The sequence below is a fragment of the Pseudomonas sp. 21615526 genome (genome assembly GCF_013386245.1).
Lineage (GTDB): Bacteria > Pseudomonadota > Gammaproteobacteria > Pseudomonadales > Pseudomonadaceae > Aquipseudomonas.
Genome location: NZ_JACAOM010000084.1, coordinates 26,499 through 42,535 on the forward strand (window position 1 = coordinate 26,499; position 16,037 = coordinate 42,535).

Sequence of the window (16,037 nt, forward strand, 5' to 3'; positions counted from 1 at the left end):
GCTTAGCGGTCCACGTCGGCCATAACGAAATCGATACTACCCAGGTACGCAATCAAGTCCGCGACCATTTCACCTTTGATCACCGAAGGGATCTGCTGCAGGTGCGGGAAGCTTGGCGTACGAATCCGGGTGCGGTAGCTCATGGTGCCGCCATCGCTCGTCAGGTAATAACTGTTGATACCCTTGGTCGCTTCGATCATCTGGAAGGATTCGTTGGCCGGCATTACCGGGCCCCACGAAACTTGCAGGAAGTGCGTGATCAGGGTTTCGATGTGTTGCAGCGTGCGCTCTTTCGGCGGCGGCGTGGTCAGCGGGTGATCCGCCTTGTACGGGCCTTCCGGCATGTTGCGCATGCACTGTTCGATGATCTTCAGGCTCTGGCGCATTTCTTCGACGCGCACGATGCAGCGGTCGTAGGCATCGCCGTTGGCCGCCAGCGGCACTTCGAATTCGAAGTTCTGGTAGCCGGAGTACGGGCGTGCTTTACGCAGGTCGAAATCGCAACCGGTGGAACGCAGGCCAGCACCGGTGACGCCCCATTCCAGGGCCTCTTTGGTGTTGTACTGGGCGACGCCGATGGTCCGGCCCTTGAGGATGCTGTTGTCCAGGGCGGCTTTCTGGTATTCGTCCAGACGCTTGGGCATCCAGTCGATGAATTCCTTGACCAGGCGTTCCCAGCCACGTGGCAGGTCGTGGGCGACGCCGCCGATGCGGTACCAGGCCGGGTGCAGGCGGAAACCGGTGATGGCTTCGATGACCTTGTACGCACGCTGACGGTCGGTGAAGGTGAAGAACACCGGGGTCATGGCGCCGACGTCCTGGATATAGGTACCCAGGAACAGCAGGTGGCTGGTGATCCGGAAGAACTCGGCCATCATGATGCGGATGGTGTCGACCTTGTCCGGCACCTTGATGCCGGCCAGCTTCTCGACCGAGAGCACGTACGGCAGGTTGTTCATCACGCCGCCGAGGTAGTCGATACGGTCGGTGTACGGGATGAAGCTGTGCCACGACTGACGCTCGGCCATCTTCTCGGCACCACGGTGGTGGTAGCCGATGTCCGGTACGCAGTCGACGATTTCTTCGCCGTCCAGTTGCAGGATGATGCGGAAGGCACCGTGAGCAGAAGGGTGGTTCGGGCCCAGGTTGAGGAACATGTAGTCCTCGTTGGTGCCGGAGCGCTTCATGCCCCAGTCTTCCGGACGGAAGCGCGCAGCCTCTTCTTCAAGCTGTTGCTTGGCGAGGGTCAGGCTGAATGGATCGAATTCGGTGGCGCGGGCAGGGAAGTCCTTGCGCAGCGGGTGACCTTCCCAGGTCGGCGGCATCATGATGCGCGACAGGTGCGGGTGGCCCGGGAAATCGATGCCGAACATGTCCCACACTTCACGCTCGTACCAGTTGGCGTTGGGCCAGATACCGGTCACGGTCGGAACGCTCAGGTCGCTCTCGGAGAGGGCCACCTTGATCATCACGTCGCTGTTACGTTCAAGCGACATCAAGTGGTAGAACACGGTGAAGTCGGCGCCGCTCGGCAGCCCCTGGCGCTTGGTGCGCAGGCGCTCGTCCACGCCATGCAGGTCATAGAGCATGACGTACGGCTTGGGCAGGTTGCGCAGGAAGCTCAGGACTTCGACGAGCCTGGCACGCGCCACCCACAGCACCGGCATGCCGGTGCGTGTGGCCTGGGCGGTGAAGGCGTCAGGGCCAAAACGGTTGTTGAGTTCGACGACCACATCCTGGTCGTCTGCCTTATAAGGCGGGATGTACAGAGCACTGCCTGTAGTCATGGTTTTTTATCGCTTTCGGTCAACGTAAAGAATGAAGCCAGGTTTTCGTTCTATAAAAGAAGCGGTTCTGGATCAGACTTCGTCGGGGCTGCGCAGGTTGGTTACCTGAATACGCTGTTCGCGGCGCTGTTCCTTTTGTGACGGCATTTCGGCGCGGTATACGCCTTGATCTCCGACAACCCAGGAAAGTGGGCGACGCTCCTTGCCAATCGATTCCTGCAACAGCATCAAGCCTTGCAGAAATGCTTCAGGGCGGGGCGGGCAGCCAGGCACGTAGACGTCCACGGGCAGGAACTTGTCCACCCCCTGAACCACGGAGTAGATGTCGTACATGCCACCGGAGTTGGCGCACGACCCCATGGAGATAACCCACTTTGGCTCGAGCATTTGCTCGTAGAGACGCTGAATGATCGGCGCCATCTTGATAAAGCAGGTACCGGCGATAACCATGAAATCCGCCTGACGCGGCGATGCCCGGATAACTTCGGCGCCAAAGCGCGCGATGTCGTGGGGCGCCGTGAAGGCGGTGGTCATTTCCACGTAGCAGCAGGACAGACCGAAGTTGTACGGCCACAGGGAGTTCTTACGTCCCCAGTTGACCGCGCCACTCAGCACGTCTTCCAGCTTGCCCATGTAGATGTTTTTGTGGACTTGGTCTTCTAACGGGTCGGAAACGGTTTCCCGTTCGCCGATTGGGTACTGCTCGTTAGGAGCATCCGGGTCGATCCTGGTGAGATTGTATTGCATCGCCAAAGCCTCATTGTTTCAGCTTCGCTTGCCGCTTGCGACGAGCTTCCGGAGCCCAGTCAAGGGCGCCCACTCGAAATAGGTAGACAAGGCCTGCCAACAGAATTGCTATGAAAACGAGGGCTTCGACGAATCCGGTCCAGCCGCTTTCGCGGACGGACACAGACCAGGCAAAGAGAAAAAGGGCTTCGATGTCGAAGATCACGAAGAGCATCGCGACCAGATAGAATTTGGCTGAGAGCCGCAAGCGGGCGCCACCTGTAGGTAGCATGCCGGACTCGAACGGTTCGTTTTTGCTGCGGCCCCAGGCTTTTGACCCGAGGAGGCTGGAGACGCCGAGCATGAAGGCGCAAAGGCCGACTACACCGAGGAGGAAAATGGCAAAGCCCCAGTTGTGGGCCATGAGTCCTGTCGCTTCGGTCATGCTGGAAATCCTTAACAGAGAGCAAAGGTCTCTGAGCTCGAAAAAGTAACGATGCAGTGACGATATGTCGCAGCGCAATCAATCGCGGTGATTTTATGGCTAAACACCGGGCAAGTAAAATTCCTATAGCGAAATTATTCGTTGGAATAAGGACATAGTGCACCTTCTTGGGGCTGTAGCCCTTGTGCTGCGGGCATTAGCGGGCTTTTCACGAATTGTGTTTTGTTTAACCGGTAAAGAAGTTTTCATACTCTAAATGATAATGAATATTGTTTGCGTGGGGTTTAAGCGAATGTTTCTCGTGTGGCGGGGGAAGTTGCCGTTACTTGCTAGATTGTCGCTTAGTTGCTGACGGAGATCTTTTAACCGATCTGGTTGATGCAGATACCGCTCTAGATCAATGTTTTGCACAAATTTTCAGAATGCACACATTCCCCTTGTGGGAGCGGGCTTGCTCGCGAATGCAGTGGGTCAGCCAATGAATCTGTTGACTGATACACCGCATTCGCGAGCAAGCCCGCTCCCACATTTTGATCTGTGTTGTGTCAGGCAGGGTTTCATCAGTGCAAAAAAACGCCCCGAACCAGTCGGGGCGTGATTGCTGTGCGGCACTGCGGTTAGGTCTTCCGTGGGGCCGCAGTGGCCGTGTACTCAGTACTTAGTGGAACTGCTCTTCTTCGGTCGAACCGGTCAGCGCAGTCACGGACGAGGTGCCGCCCTGGATCACGGTGGTCATGTCGTCGAAGTAGCCGGTGCCCACTTCCTGCTGGTGCGCCACAAAGGTGTAACCCTTGGCAGCATCAGCGAACTCTTGTTCCTGCAGCTTCACGTAGGCAGTCATGTCGTTGCGGGCGTAGTCGTGCGCCAGGTTGAACATGCTGTGCCACATGTTGTGAATGCCGGCCAGGGTGATGAATTGGTGCTTGTAGCCCATGGCAGACAGTTCACGCTGGAACTTGGCGATGGTCGCGTCGTCCAGGTTCTTCTTCCAGTTGAAGGAAGGCGAGCAGTTGTAGGACAGCAGTTGATCCGGGTATTCCTTCTTGATGGCTTCGGCAAAGCGGCGAGCTTCGTCCAGGTCCGGCTTGGCGGTTTCGCACCAGATCAGGTCGGCGTACGGCGCGTAGGCCAGGCCACGAGCGATCGCCTGGTCGAGACCGGCGCGCACTTTATAGAAACCTTCCTGGGTACGTTCGCCAGTCACGAACGGCTGGTCGTACGGGTCGCAATCCGAGGTCAGCAAATCAGCCGCGTTGGCATCGGTACGGGCCAGGATGATGGTCGGAGTGCCAGCAACGTCAGCAGCCAGACGAGCAGCCGTCAGCTTCTGAACAGCTTCCTGGGTTGGAACCAGTACCTTGCCGCCCATGTGGCCGCATTTCTTCACCGAAGCCAGCTGGTCTTCGAAGTGAACGCCGGCAGCGCCTGCCTCGATCATGCTCTTCATCAGCTCGTAGGCGTTCAGTACGCCACCGAAACCGGCTTCAGCGTCTGCAACGATCGGTGCGAAGTAGTCGATGTAGCCTTCATCGCCCGGGCCTTTACCGGCTTTCCACTGGATCTGGTCGGCACGGCGGAACGAGTTGTTGATGCGCTTGACCACGGTTGGCACGGAGTCCACCGGGTACAGCGATTGGTCGGGGTACATGGATTCAGCGGAGTTGTTGTCCGCTGCCACTTGCCAGCCAGACAGGTAGATCGCCTGGATACCGGCTTTGACCTGTTGAACCGCTTGGCCGCCAGTCAGGGCGCCCATGCAGTTGACGAAATCTTTTTCGGGACGGAAGGACGGCTTGGCACCCTGGGTGACCAGCTTCCACAGCTTCTCGGCGCCGAGTTTTGCAAAGGTGTGCTCAGGTTGAACCGAGCCACGCAGGCGGACGACGTCAGCAGCGGAATAAGCGCGGGTCACGCCTTTCCAGCGTGGGTTTTCAGCCCAGTCTTTTTCAAGGGCTGCAATTTGCTGTTCGCGTGTCAGTGCCATGGGGAAAAACCTCGTCGCATAGGTCTAGGTGGAAAATTCCATTTGCCAGCCACGTATCAGTGCGTGGTTATGGCTGCTCGCTGACCAGAAGCTTAGGCGGTCAAGTCAGGCTTGGCGGGGAAGGCGACGGGATGAACGAGTGGCTCAAGGGGGAGTTGAGCAGGTAAGGGCGAACTGCGAACAGTCTTCGGGCGTCGTGGGCCTTTGTACGATCCATCAGTGTGTTGCCGGGTTACCTGGTTAGCTTCCGTCCCTCGGGACAACTTCGTTCCAGTCGCAACCTCGTCAAACACACCTTGTGGGCGGTACAGACACGAATCGGCTCAGGTGGGTGGCTTTGAGCGACGATCCGAAGGCCCTTGCCAGGGCCCCTGATTAGCGGGAGCGAGGCCATCATGCCCATGCTTTTTTGGATCGTCAAATGTTTTGTAGTGCTTTTTTTAAAGCACTACATCTTTAGTCTAATACGACTCGCCAGTCAGTTTTTGGTGCTTCAGTTCAGCGTGTCGACTTTGACCCGCAATGTCAGGTCATCGCGCCCTTGAGTAGAGTAGCTGCGGGTTGTAGTACTTTTGTCGGCCTGGGTCTGGCGGTTGATCCCGGCCAGGGTGATCCACTCGCCCAGGCGTCCGCTGACAGTTGTGTCGGTACTTTGCACGTTCACTACATCGGGACGTTCTTGGCTCATGCGGTCACGATTGGTACTGATGCTCAGGTGAACGGTCTCGCCGGTGACGCTGGCCGTCACGTAGAAGCCCTGGGTTACGTTGCGATACTGGGTCTGGTTCTGCGGCCGGCCGTAGGCATCGGGCTGGGTAGTGGTGAGGGGCACGCTCTGGCCGACCTGGATCAGCGCGGGCACGCCTTCGCTGGCCTGGATCTGCTGGATCCCGCCGTCACGGCTCTCGGTGCTGTAGGTGATGACCTGGGTTTGGTTATTGCCGTTGCTCTGCTGGTTGTTTTCGTTGGTGTCGACGGTGATCAGCAGGCGCTTGGAAGGCGTGTCCAGTTGCGCGAGCAGGGCGCGCAGGCCCTGGATCTTGTCGGGCTCGGCATTCACGATCAGTTGGTTGCCGTAGGCGCTGACGGTGCCGTCCTTGCCGATAAAGTTCTGCGCCACCGGCAGCAGGTCGGCGCTGGTGCGGTTGCTCAGGGGCACGACTTCGGTGGCGGCCATCACCGAGAAACTGGTGGCCAGGAGCAACAGGGTGAGCAGGGTGCGTAGGGACATGTCCGTTATCTCTGCGAGTCATTTAGGCTAGATATTGCCAGTTTGTCGGCCTGGCGGGGTGCAAGTTGAATCCTGGACGGCAAAAGGCCCTGGCATCGGGGGATGGCAGGGCCTTTTGAGGTGTTGCTGATGGCGCCTTCGCGAGCAAGCCCGCTCCCACATTTGACCTCATTCCAAAGGATGTACTGGATCGAATGTGGGAGCTGGCTTGCCTGCGAAGGGCGCGGCGCGGTCTCGGATCAGCCCTCGCGCACCATATCAACGTGAGGAATCCCGACTTCCAGGAACTCATCGCTGACAATCTTGAAGCCCAGGCGCTCATAAAATGGCGCCGCATGGACCTGTGCACTGAGGATCTGCCGGGTCTGGCCGCGTTTCTCGGCCACGCCGATCACCGCTTCCATCAGCTTGTCGCCGACCTTCAGGCCGCGCCAGTCCTTGAGAACCGACACGCGGCCGATCTCGCCGGTAGGCAGCAGGCGTGCAGTACCGATGGGAAAGTCGCCTTCGAACGCCAGGAAATGCACGGCACTCGCGTCGTCTGCATCCCATTCCAGCTCCGGTGGAACCGATTGTTCAGCGATAAATACCGCTTCACGAATGCGCCGTATCTCGGCGATATCCTTTTGCCAGTCCGCGACACTTACGTGAATCTTATTCATCGGCAAACCCCAGGCTTCCTTGCTTGACCAGTTCCCACAGCAGGGCGCAGCCATCTTCATCCGCCAGCCATGGGCCGAGGTTGTCGATGTGCAGGGCGTCGGCGGCGCACACCAGCTTCAGCAGTTCCCGCAGCTTGCCCGGCAACAGGCGGCTCTGGCCGCTGGCGAACAGCAGCAGGTCGTCGTCGACTTCGGACCAGGCCAGGCGGGCGCTCGGGTTGCGGATCAGCACGGCGCCGTTTTCCAGGCTGCCCAGCAGGTCTTCTTCTTCCACTTCCGGGCCGGCGACCAGTTCCGGGTAGCGCGGCTCGGTCATGAACTGGCCGAACCAGGTCAGCAGCATGCGCTCGTCGCTCATGTGCTCGGCCAACAGGCTTTTCAGGCGGTCGAGGGCGTCGCCCTGGATCTGGTGCGGGTCGCTGACCGGCTGGGCATCGGCGTCGGTGTAGCGCTCTTCGTCAGTCAGGTACTGGCTGAGGAAGTCGGTGAAGTGGGTCAGCACTTCAGCGGCGCTCGGGGCGCGGAAGCCTACGGAGTAGGTCATGCAATCATCCACGGCCACGCCGCAGTGGGCCAGGCGGGGCGGCAGGTAGAGCATGTCGCCCGGTTCCAGCACCCATTCGGCGGTCTCTTCGAATTCAGCGAGGATGCGCAGGTCCGCGTGTTGCAGCAGCGGGCTTTCGGAGTTGCACATCTGGCCGATCTTCCAGTTGCGCTTGCCGGAACCTTGCAGCAGGAACACGTCGTAGTTGTCGAAGTGCGGGCCCACGCTGCCACCCGGGGCGGCGTAGCTGATCATCACATCGTCAATGCGCCAGCTTGGCAGGAAGCGGAAGTTTTCCAGCAGTTCGGCCACTTCCGGCACGAACTGGTCGACCGCCTGCACCAGCAGGGTCCACTCGCGCTCGGGCAGGGTGCTGAAGGCATCTTCGGCGAACGGGCCGCGGCGCAACTCCCACGGGCGTTCGCCGTGTTCGATGATCAGGCGCGACTCGACTTCTTCTTCCAGCGCCAGGCCGGCCAGTTCGTCGGCGTCGATCGGGCTTTCGAAGTCAGGGATGGCCTGGCGGATCAGCAGGGGTTTTTTCTGCCAGTAGTCGCGCAGGAATTCCCGTGCCGTGATGCCGCCCAGAAGTTGAAGAGGAATGTCAGGATTCATGTGTAACCTATTGAAAAAAAGCACTTTTCAGACGGGAATAAAAACGCCCGGCGCTGCCGGGCGTCTCAAGGGGTCAAGCTTCTATCAGATGCGTTTGGCTTGAGCCACAGCGTTGCCGATGTAGTTGGCCGGGGTGAGCAGTTTCAGCTCGGCCTTGGCGGCGGCTGGCATGTCCAGGCCGTCAATGAAAGTTTGCAGCGCTTCGGAGGTGATGCCCTTGCCGCGGGTCAGCTCTTTGAGCTTCTCGTACGGGTTTTCGATGTTATAGCGGCGCATCACGGTCTGGATCGGCTCGGCCAGGACTTCCCAGCAAGCGTCCAGGTCGGCGGCGATCTTCTGCTCGTTGAGCTCCAGTTTGCTGATGCCTTTGAGGCTGGCTTCGTACGCGATCACGCTGTGGGCGAAGCCCACGCCGAGGTTGCGCAGTACGGTGGAGTCGGTCAGGTCGCGCTGCCAGCGGGAGATTGGCAACTTGCTGGCCAGGTGCTGGAACAGGGCGTTGGCGATCCCGAGGTTGCCTTCGGAGTTTTCGAAGTCGATCGGGTTGACCTTGTGCGGCATGGTCGATGAACCGATTTCGCCGGCAATGGTGCGCTGCTTGAAGTAGCCCAGGGAGATGTAGCCCCAGATATCGCGATCGAAGTCGATCAGGATGGTGTTGAAGCGCGCAATCGCGTCGAACAGCTCGGCGATGTAGTCGTGGGGTTCGATTTGCGTGGTGTACGGGTTGAAACCCAGGCCCAGTTCGTCTTCGATGAAGGCGCGGGCGTTTTCTTCCCAGTCGATCTCAGGATAGGCCGACAGGTGGGCGTTGTAGTTGCCTACGGCGCCGTTGATCTTGCCCAGCAGCGGTACGGCCGCGACTTGAGCGATCTGGCGCTCCAGGCGGTACACCACGTTGGCCAGTTCTTTCCCCAGGGTGGTCGGCGAAGCCGGCTGGCCGTGGGTGCGCGACAGCATCGGAACGTCGGCGAAACGGATCGCCAGTTCGCGGATGGCGTCGGCAGTCTGGCGCATCAGTGGCAGCATCACGTCATCACGGCCTTCGCGCAGCATCAGGGCGTGGGACAGGTTGTTGATGTCCTCGCTGGTGCAGGCAAAGTGGATGAACTCGCTGACCTTGGCCAGTTCCGGCAGCTTGGCCGCTTGCTCTTTGAGCAGGTATTCGATGGCTTTAACGTCGTGGTTGGTGGTGCGCTCGATCTCTTTGACACGCTCGGCGTGCTCCAGAGCGAAGTTTTCCGCCAGGGCGTTCAGCACAGCGTTGGCTTCGGCAGAGAACGCCGGCACTTCGCTGATGCCAGGGTGAGCGGCCAGGCGCTGGAGCCAGCGCACTTCAACCAGAACACGAGCACGGATCAAGCCGTATTCGCTGAAAATAGGGCGCAGGGCCTGGGTTTTGCCGGCGTAGCGGCCGTCAACAGGGGAAACCGCAGTGAGCGAAGAAAGCTGCATGGGGTGTTCTCGGACAGTCGGGCAACGAAATGGGGCGCGTATCATACATGAAAAAATCCGCCGGTCCGTTGCCAACTGACCGGCGTATTACGCGTGGGGCTATAAAAAAATCGGTTGCTGCGACTTATTCGTTGCGCATCAACGGGTAAAGCTCTTTCAGCAATTTGCGTCGGCTGACCACCAACTGCCAGCGATGACCGCCCAATTGGCGCCATAACCGCGCCGAACGAATACCGGCCAACAGCAGGGCGCGGATTTTCGAGGCGTTGTTCGGTTGTTGCAGGTTGCGCATATCGCCGTGCACCTGGATCCGCTGGCGCAAGGTGCTCAGGGTGTCCTGGTACAGGGCGCCACAGGCTGCGATCACGTTTTCGTGGGCCGGGCCAAAATGCTCGACCTGGGACTGGATCTGCGGCAGGCGCTTGCCGATGGTGTCCAGCAGGTCGTCGCGCTTGGCCAATTGACGCTCCAGGCCGAGCATCGACAGGGCGTAGCGCAGCGGCTCGCGCTGCAAGGTGCTTGGATCGCGCTCGAGGGCGCCGACCAGTGCGCGATAACCTTCGCGCAGGGCCAGGTCATCGCCGCCGTACACTTCCAGGGTGTCCTTCGGGTCGCGGATCAGCAGGCTGCCGAGCATACAGGTCAGGCCTGCCTCGGTGACCTGGCCGGTCTTGGCGATCTTGTCCACCAGCACCGCGGCGAGAAACACGCCGCCCAGTGCCGTCAGTTGCTCCTGGGTCGGGCTCATGCCTGGCTGCTCCAGGGTTCGGCAACTTCGATCACACCGCCCCCCAGGCAAATCTCTCCGTCATAGAACACTACCGATTGGCCCGGCGTTACGGCGCGCTGCGGGTCGTCGAAGGTGGCGCGATAGCCGGTGGCGGTTTTTTCCAGGGTGCAGGGCTGGTCGCTCTGGCGATAGCGCACTTTGGCCGTCAGGCGGCGCGGGCTGCTGAGGTCCACCGGGTTGACCCAGTAGATGTCCGAGGCGAGCAGGGCGCGGGAGAACAGCCATGGGTGGTCATTGCCCTGGCCCACGATCAGCTCGTTGTGCTCCAGGTCCTTGACCAGCACGTACCACGGCTCTTCGCCGGCGTCTTTCAAGCCGCCGATGCCCAGGCCCTGGCGCTGGCCGATGGTGTGGTACATCAAGCCGTGGTGACGGCCGATGATCTCGCCTTCGGTGGTCTTGATCTCGCCCGGTTGCGCCGGCAGGTACTGCTTGAGGAAGTCGCTGAAACGGCGCTCGCCGATAAAGCAGATCCCGGTGGAATCCTTCTTCTTGGCGGTGGCCAGGCCGTGTTTCTCGGCAATGGCGCGCACTTCGGGCTTTTCCAGCTCGCCCACCGGGAACAGTGTCTTGGCGATCTGTTCGCCGCCGACGGCGTGCAGGAAGTAGCTCTGGTCCTTGTTGGCGTCCAGGCCCTTGAGCAGTTCGGTGCGGCCATCGATGTCGCGACGGCGCACGTAGTGGCCAGTAGCAATCAGATCGGCACCGAGGATCATCGCGTAGTCGAGGAACGCCTTGAACTTGATCTCGCGGTTACACAGGATGTCCGGGTTCGGCGTGCGGCCGGCCTTGTATTCGGCCAGGAAGTGCTCGAACACGTTGTCCCAGTACTCGGCGGCGAAGTTGGCGGTGTGCAGCTTGATGCCGATTTTGTCGCAGACGGCCTGGGCATCCGCCAGGTCGTCCATGGCGGTGCAATATTCCGTTCCATCGTCTTCTTCCCAGTTCTTCATGAACAGGCCTTCCACCTCATAACCCTGCTCCATGAGCAGAACGGCGGAAACGGAAGAATCCACGCCGCCGGACATACCGACGATGACGCGCTTCTTTTGTGTGTCAGAAGGGGCTGGATCACGCATAGGATTTCAACGGGAGTCTTTAAAAAGGACGCGATTCTAGCAGGCTCGCGTCTGCAAGGCTAAAGAGAAGGGCGGATCAATTCGAGGCTGTGGCGCTGGCCGGCCAGATAATCGTCGATGCAGCGGATAATCAGCTCGCTGCGCCAGTCTTCGCGCAGGGCCATCAATTCGTCACGGGTCAGCCAGCGGGCGCGCAGAATACCGTCGTCCAGTGGGTAGTCCGGGTGGTGTTGCAGGGCCTTGGCGATGAAGCATACGCGCTGATAGGTCACGCCATTGCTGGGAGCGGTGTACAGGTAAATCCCGACAATCCCGGTGGCTTCGACGTCCCAGCCGGTCTCTTCGAGGGTTTCGCGCACGGCGGCCTCGGTCAGGGTTTCGTTCGGGTCGAGGTGACCGGCGGGCTGGTTGAGCACGGCGCGGCCGCCCTTGAGTTCTTCGACCATCAGGAAGCGGCCGTTGTCTTCGACGATGGTGGCGACGGTGATGTGAGGTAGCCAGGTCATAAAGTGCCTCGATTCAAGGTGTAACGCTGTCTTCAGGCGCGATTGCATTCAGTGTGGGAGCGGGCTTGCTCACGAATACGGCGTGTCAGTTAAAGAGGTATTGACTGATCCACCGCATTCGCGAGCAAGCCCGCTCCCACATTTTGATTGGGTTTCTTCAATAAAAGCGCCATGTCCAGAAACAGAAACCCCGGCACAGGGCCGGGGCTTCTTTGCATCCTTACAACCTTACACCAGCGCAGCGATTGCCGCGTTGAGGGTGGCGCTTGGGCGCATGGCCTTGCTGGTCAGCTCGGCGTTCGGTGCGTAGTAGCCACCGATGTCCACTGGCTTGCCCTGGACAGCGTTGAGCTCGGCAACGATGGTTGCCTCATTCGCGGTCAGGGTCTTGGCCAGTTCGCCAAACTGCGCTTGCAATGCAGTGTCTTCGGTCTGGGCCGCCAGGGCTTGAGCCCAGTACAGCGCCAGGTAGAAGTGGCTGCCGCGGTTGTCGATGTTGCCGACTTTGCGCGATGGCGACTTGTTGTTGTCGAGGAACTGGCCGGTGGCCTGGTCCAGGGTCTTGGACAGCACCAGGGCTTTCGGGTTGTTGTACGTCACACCCAAATGCTCGAGGGATGCGGCCAGGGCGAGGAACTCGCCCAGGGAATCCCAGCGCAGAAAGTTCTCTTCAACCAGTTGCTGCACGTGCTTCGGAGCCGAGCCGCCAGCGCCGGTTTCGAACAGGCCGCCACCGTTCATCAGCGGCACGATCGACAGCATCTTGGCGCTGGTGCCCAGTTCCATGATCGGGAACAGGTCGGTCAGGTAGTCGCGCAGAACGTTGCCGGTCACCGAGATGGTGTCCAGGCCCTTGCGGGTACGCTCCAGGGTGAACTTCATCGCGTCGACCGGCGACATGATGCGGATGTCCAGGCCTTCGGTGTTGTGGTCTTTCAGGTAAGCCTGAACTTTCTCGACCACGACGCCATCGTGCGCGCGCTGTGGGTCCAGCCAGAAGATGGCCGGGGTGTTGCTGGCGCGGGCGCGGTTGACGGCCAGTTTGACCCAGTCCTGGATCGGCGCGTCTTTGGTCTGGCACATGCGGAAGATGTCGCCGGCTTCAACAGCCTGTTCCATCAGCAGGTTGCCCTTGCTGTCGGTGACGCGGACTACGCCGTCAGCCTTGATCTGGAAGGTCTTGTCGTGGGAGCCGTACTCTTCGGCTTTTTTCGCCATCAGGCCAACGTTTGGCACGCTGCCCATGGTAGTTGGGTCGAAGGCGCCATTGGCCTTGCAGTCTTCGATCACTGCCTGGTAGATAGTGGCGTAGCAGCGATCCGGGATCACCGCCTTGGTGTCGTGCAGCTGGCCGTCGGTGCCCCACATCTTGCCGGAGTCACGGATCATGGCAGGCATCGAGGCGTCGACGATGACGTCGCTCGGCACGTGCAGGTTGGTGATGCCTTTGTCGGAGTTGACCATCGCCAGGGAAGGGCGAGCAGCGTATACCGCCTGGATGTCGGCTTCGATCTGCGCTTGCTGATCGGCCGGCAGGGCCTTGATGCGAGCGTACAGGTCGCCGATGCCGTTGTTCAGGTTGAAGCCGATCTGCTCCAGCACCACAGCGTGCTTGGCCAGCGCGTCTTTATAGAACTCGGCAACGATCTGGCCGAACATGATCGGGTCGGAAACCTTCATCATGGTGGCTTTCAGGTGAACCGACAGCAGCACGCCTTGTTTCTTGGCGTCTTCGATTTCAGCGGCGATGAAGCTGCGCAGGGCTTTCTTGCTCAGCACGGCGGTGTCGATGATCTCGCCAGCTTGTACGCTGGTTTTTTCCTTCAGGACGGTAGCGGTACCGTCCTTGGCGATCAGTTCGATCTTGACGGCATCAGCGCCTTCGATCTGAACGGCTTTCTCGCTGCCGTAGAAGTCGCCGTTGCTCATGTGGGCAACGTGGGACTTGGAGTCGGCAGCCCAGGCGCCCATTTTGTGCGGGTGCTTGCGAGCGTAGTTCTTGACCGACAGCGGGGCGCGGCGGTCGGAGTTGCCTTCGCGCAGTACCGGGTTCACGGCGCTGCCCTTGACCTTGTCGTAACGTGCACGGGTTTCTTTTTCCGCGTCGGTGGTTACGGTTTCCGGGTAGTCCGGCAGGGCGTAGCCCTGGGCCTGCAGTTCCTTGATCGCAGCTTGCAGCTGAGGGGTCGAGGCACTGATGTTCGGCAGCTTGATGATGTTGGCTTCAGGGGTAACGGCCAGGTCGCCCAGTTCGGCGAGGTGGTCCGGCACGGCCTTGGCGCCCAGTTGCTCGGGGAAGCTTGCGAGGATGCGCGCGGCCAGGGAAATGTCGCGGGTTTCCACGGCAATATCAGCGGAAGCGGTGAAGGCCTCTACGATAGGCAGCAGTGAATAGGTGGCGAGGGCTGGGGCTTCGTCGGTGAAGGTGTAGATGATCTTCGAGCGGGTGGGCATATTCGGATTAACTCTCTTCTTTGCTGAAAGCATGCGCAGAAACTCGAGATGCGCCGGGTAAAGCGCGTTCGTTCAAAGTCATCCATGAGCGAAATGTCGAAGTTTCTTCGCGGTGATGTTGGGTTGCATCAGTCGAGCGTCAAGCGGGTGAGCTACTGTAGTAGCTCGGCTTTTCTGGCGGAGGGCGTCTGTCTAGAGCGGTCGGCCGTCGTGACTCTTTGGTCAGCGGCGGCATTATACATAGGTCGCTATGCTTACGCCGAGCCTTCATACAAAAGGTGTGTCGTCCATTGGTCTAAAGGTCGCAGGCAGCGGGTTGCGCCTAAAGTCGCATGATGTGCTCAAGATTGGCGCTTTTCCCTTTGCTTTCAAGCTTGTAGGCCGCTAAATATGCTGTTTTCGACGCAAATGTGCAGGGCCTGAGGTTTCAGTCCTCATTTATCTGGAGTAGGCTCGAACGCAGCCAGATGTTCAATCCATAGATGGAGTTCAGCATGGGATACAAGAAGATTCAGGTTCCGGCAGTCGGCGACAAAATCACCGTCAATGCAGACCATTCTCTCAATGTTCCTGACAACCCGATCATCCCCTTCATCGAGGGTGACGGTATTGGCGTCGACATCAGCCCGGTGATGATCAAGGTGGTCGATGCAGCTGTTAACAAGGCTTATGGCGGCAAGCGCAAAATCTCCTGGATGGAGGTGTATGCCGGCGAAAAGGCCACCCAGGTTTACGACCAGGACACCTGGCTGCCCCAGGAAACCCTGGATGCGGTCAAGGACTACGTGGTTTCCATCAAGGGCCCGCTGACCACCCCAGTCGGTGGCGGTATCCGTTCGCTGAACGTGGCCCTGCGCCAACAGCTCGACCTTTATGTGTGCCTGCGCCCGGTGCGCTGGTTCGAAGGCGTGCCAAGCCCGGTCAAGAAGCCAGGCGATGTGGACATGACCATCTTCCGCGAGAACTCCGAGGATATTTACGCCGGCATCGAGTGGAAAGCCGGCTCCCCGGAAGCGATCAAGGTCATCAAGTTCCTGAAGGAAGAGATGGGCGTCACCAAGATCCGTTTCGACCAGAACTGCGGGATCGGCATCAAGCCGGTGTCCCTGGAAGGCACCAAGCGCCTGGCGCGCAAGGCCTTGCAGTATGTCGTGGATAACGACCGCGACTCGCTGACCATTGTGCACAAAGGCAACATCATGAAGTTCACCGAAGGTGCCTTCAAGGAATGGGCCTACGAAGTGGCGGCCGAAGAGTTCGGTGCGACCCTGTTGGATGGCGGCCCGTGGATGCAATTCAAGAACCCGCGCACCGGCAAGAATGTGGTGGTCAAGGACGCCATTGCCGACGCCATGCTCCAGCAGATCCTGCTGCGCCCGGCCGAATACGACGTGATCGCCACCCTTAACCTTAACGGTGACTATCTGTCCGACGCCCTGGCGGCGGAAGTGGGCGGTATCGGTATTGCGCCGGGCGCCAACCTGTCCGACACCGTGGCGATGTTCGAAGCCACCCACGGTACTGCGCCGAAGTATGCCGGCAAGGACCAGGTCAACCCGGGTTCGCTGATCCTGTCGGCGGAAATGATGTTGCGCCACATGGGCTGGACCGAAGCGGCCGACCTGATCATCAAGGGCACCAACGGCGCAATTTCGGCCAAGACCGTGACCTATGACTTCCACCGCTTGATGGACGGCGCCAAGTTGCTGTCGTCGTCGGCGTTCGGGGATGCGCTGATTTCGCATATGTAAGCTGATAC

At 59.8% G+C, this 16,037-nt stretch carries 13 protein-coding genes; 1 reads left to right on the forward strand and 12 read right to left on the reverse strand.

The genetic code is table 11. The features are described 5' to 3' along the window. Nucleotides 1-2 precede the first annotated feature (2 nt). The 12 genes from nuoC to HX786_RS23570 all read right to left on the reverse strand — a co-directional run bounded on the left by nuoC (nucleotide 3) and on the right by HX786_RS23570 (nucleotide 14,278). Complete coding sequence (nuoC, locus tag HX786_RS23515; protein WP_003219570.1) at nucleotides 3-1,787, reverse strand: NADH-quinone oxidoreductase subunit C/D; 1,785 nt, start codon at nucleotides 1,785-1,787, stop codon at nucleotides 3-5. Between the two features lie 72 nt (nucleotides 1,788-1,859). Beyond that, nucleotides 1,860-2,534, reverse strand: a complete 675-nt coding sequence (locus HX786_RS23520; protein ID WP_003219572.1) for an NADH-quinone oxidoreductase subunit B family protein — start codon at nucleotides 2,532-2,534, stop codon at nucleotides 1,860-1,862. 10 nt (nucleotides 2,535-2,544) lie between these two features. Then, nucleotides 2,545-2,958 (reverse strand): NADH-quinone oxidoreductase subunit A, encoded by a 414-nt coding sequence (locus tag HX786_RS23525; protein WP_003219575.1) that lies wholly within the window; start codon nucleotides 2,956-2,958, stop codon nucleotides 2,545-2,547. 658 nt (nucleotides 2,959-3,616) lie between these two features. After that, nucleotides 3,617-4,942, reverse strand: coding sequence for an isocitrate lyase (gene aceA / locus HX786_RS23530; RefSeq protein WP_003219577.1), 1,326 nt, complete (start codon nucleotides 4,940-4,942; stop codon nucleotides 3,617-3,619). A 493-nt stretch (nucleotides 4,943-5,435) separates the two neighbouring features. After that, nucleotides 5,436-6,173 carry a secretin N-terminal domain-containing protein gene (locus HX786_RS23535; RefSeq protein ID WP_003219578.1) on the reverse strand — a complete coding sequence of 246 codons (738 nt, stop codon included), beginning with the start codon at nucleotides 6,171-6,173 and terminating at the stop codon, nucleotides 5,436-5,438. Nucleotides 6,174-6,412: 239 nt separating this feature from the next. Then, complete coding sequence (locus HX786_RS23540) at nucleotides 6,413-6,835, reverse strand: GNAT family N-acetyltransferase (RefSeq protein ID WP_003219580.1); 423 nt, start codon at nucleotides 6,833-6,835, stop codon at nucleotides 6,413-6,415. Continuing rightward, nucleotides 6,828-7,994, reverse strand: coding sequence for a cupin domain-containing protein (locus tag HX786_RS23545; RefSeq protein ID WP_003219582.1), 1,167 nt, complete (start codon nucleotides 7,992-7,994; stop codon nucleotides 6,828-6,830). Before HX786_RS23545 ends, HX786_RS23540 begins: the two co-directional genes overlap by 8 nt. Nucleotides 7,995-8,078: 84 nt before the next feature. After that, the gene (gene purB, locus HX786_RS23550) at nucleotides 8,079-9,449 is read right to left on the reverse strand and encodes an adenylosuccinate lyase (protein ID WP_003219584.1); all 1,371 of its coding nucleotides are present in this window, start codon (nucleotides 9,447-9,449) and stop codon (nucleotides 8,079-8,081) included. Between the two features lie 124 nt (nucleotides 9,450-9,573). Then, the gene (gene hflD / locus HX786_RS23555; protein ID WP_003219586.1) at nucleotides 9,574-10,197 is read right to left on the reverse strand and encodes a high frequency lysogenization protein HflD; all 624 of its coding nucleotides are present in this window, start codon (nucleotides 10,195-10,197) and stop codon (nucleotides 9,574-9,576) included. Continuing rightward, the gene (mnmA, locus tag HX786_RS23560) at nucleotides 10,194-11,318 is read right to left on the reverse strand and encodes a tRNA 2-thiouridine(34) synthase MnmA (protein WP_003219588.1); all 1,125 of its coding nucleotides are present in this window, start codon (nucleotides 11,316-11,318) and stop codon (nucleotides 10,194-10,196) included. Before mnmA ends, hflD begins: the two co-directional genes overlap by 4 nt. Before the next feature lie 59 nt (nucleotides 11,319-11,377). Then, nucleotides 11,378-11,824 carry an NUDIX hydrolase gene (locus HX786_RS23565; protein ID WP_008431568.1) on the reverse strand — a complete coding sequence of 149 codons (447 nt, stop codon included), beginning with the start codon at nucleotides 11,822-11,824 and terminating at the stop codon, nucleotides 11,378-11,380. A 228-nt stretch (nucleotides 11,825-12,052) separates the two neighbouring features. Then, entirely contained in the window at nucleotides 12,053-14,278 is a 2,226-nt protein-coding gene (locus HX786_RS23570) for an NADP-dependent isocitrate dehydrogenase (protein ID WP_087693052.1), read from the reverse strand. Between the two features lie 494 nt (nucleotides 14,279-14,772). On the opposite strand from HX786_RS23570, the gene icd reads away from it, so the two are divergent. Next, nucleotides 14,773-16,029: an NADP-dependent isocitrate dehydrogenase gene (gene icd, locus HX786_RS23575; protein ID WP_003219599.1), complete on the forward strand. Its 1,257-nt coding sequence runs from the start codon at nucleotides 14,773-14,775 to the stop codon at nucleotides 16,027-16,029. Nucleotides 16,030-16,037: the final 8 nt, after the last annotated feature.

Coding starts and splice junctions, on each gene's coding strand:
- nuoC (WP_003219570.1), bottom strand. CDS start 1,787: ATGACTACAGGCAGTGCTCTGTACATCCCGCCTTATAAGGCAGACGAC.
- HX786_RS23570 (WP_087693052.1), bottom strand. CDS start 14,278: ATGCCCACCCGCTCGAAGATCATCTACACCTTCACCGACGAAGCCCCA.
- mnmA (WP_003219588.1), bottom strand. CDS start 11,318: ATGCGTGATCCAGCCCCTTCTGACACACAAAAGAAGCGCGTCATCGTC.
- HX786_RS23520 (WP_003219572.1), bottom strand. CDS start 2,534: ATGCAATACAATCTCACCAGGATCGACCCGGATGCTCCTAACGAGCAG.
- HX786_RS23535 (WP_003219578.1), bottom strand. CDS start 6,173: ATGTCCCTACGCACCCTGCTCACCCTGTTGCTCCTGGCCACCAGTTTC.
- purB (WP_003219584.1), bottom strand. CDS start 9,449: ATGCAGCTTTCTTCGCTCACTGCGGTTTCCCCTGTTGACGGCCGCTAC.
- aceA (WP_003219577.1), bottom strand. CDS start 4,942: ATGGCACTGACACGCGAACAGCAAATTGCAGCCCTTGAAAAAGACTGG.
- HX786_RS23545 (WP_003219582.1), bottom strand. CDS start 7,994: ATGAATCCTGACATTCCTCTTCAACTTCTGGGCGGCATCACGGCACGG.
- HX786_RS23525 (WP_003219575.1), bottom strand. CDS start 2,958: ATGACCGAAGCGACAGGACTCATGGCCCACAACTGGGGCTTTGCCATT.
- icd (WP_003219599.1), top strand. CDS start 14,773: ATGGGATACAAGAAGATTCAGGTTCCGGCAGTCGGCGACAAAATCACC.
- hflD (WP_003219586.1), bottom strand. CDS start 10,197: ATGAGCCCGACCCAGGAGCAACTGACGGCACTGGGCGGCGTGTTTCTC.
- HX786_RS23540 (WP_003219580.1), bottom strand. CDS start 6,835: ATGAATAAGATTCACGTAAGTGTCGCGGACTGGCAAAAGGATATCGCC.
- HX786_RS23565 (WP_008431568.1), bottom strand. CDS start 11,824: ATGACCTGGCTACCTCACATCACCGTCGCCACCATCGTCGAAGACAAC.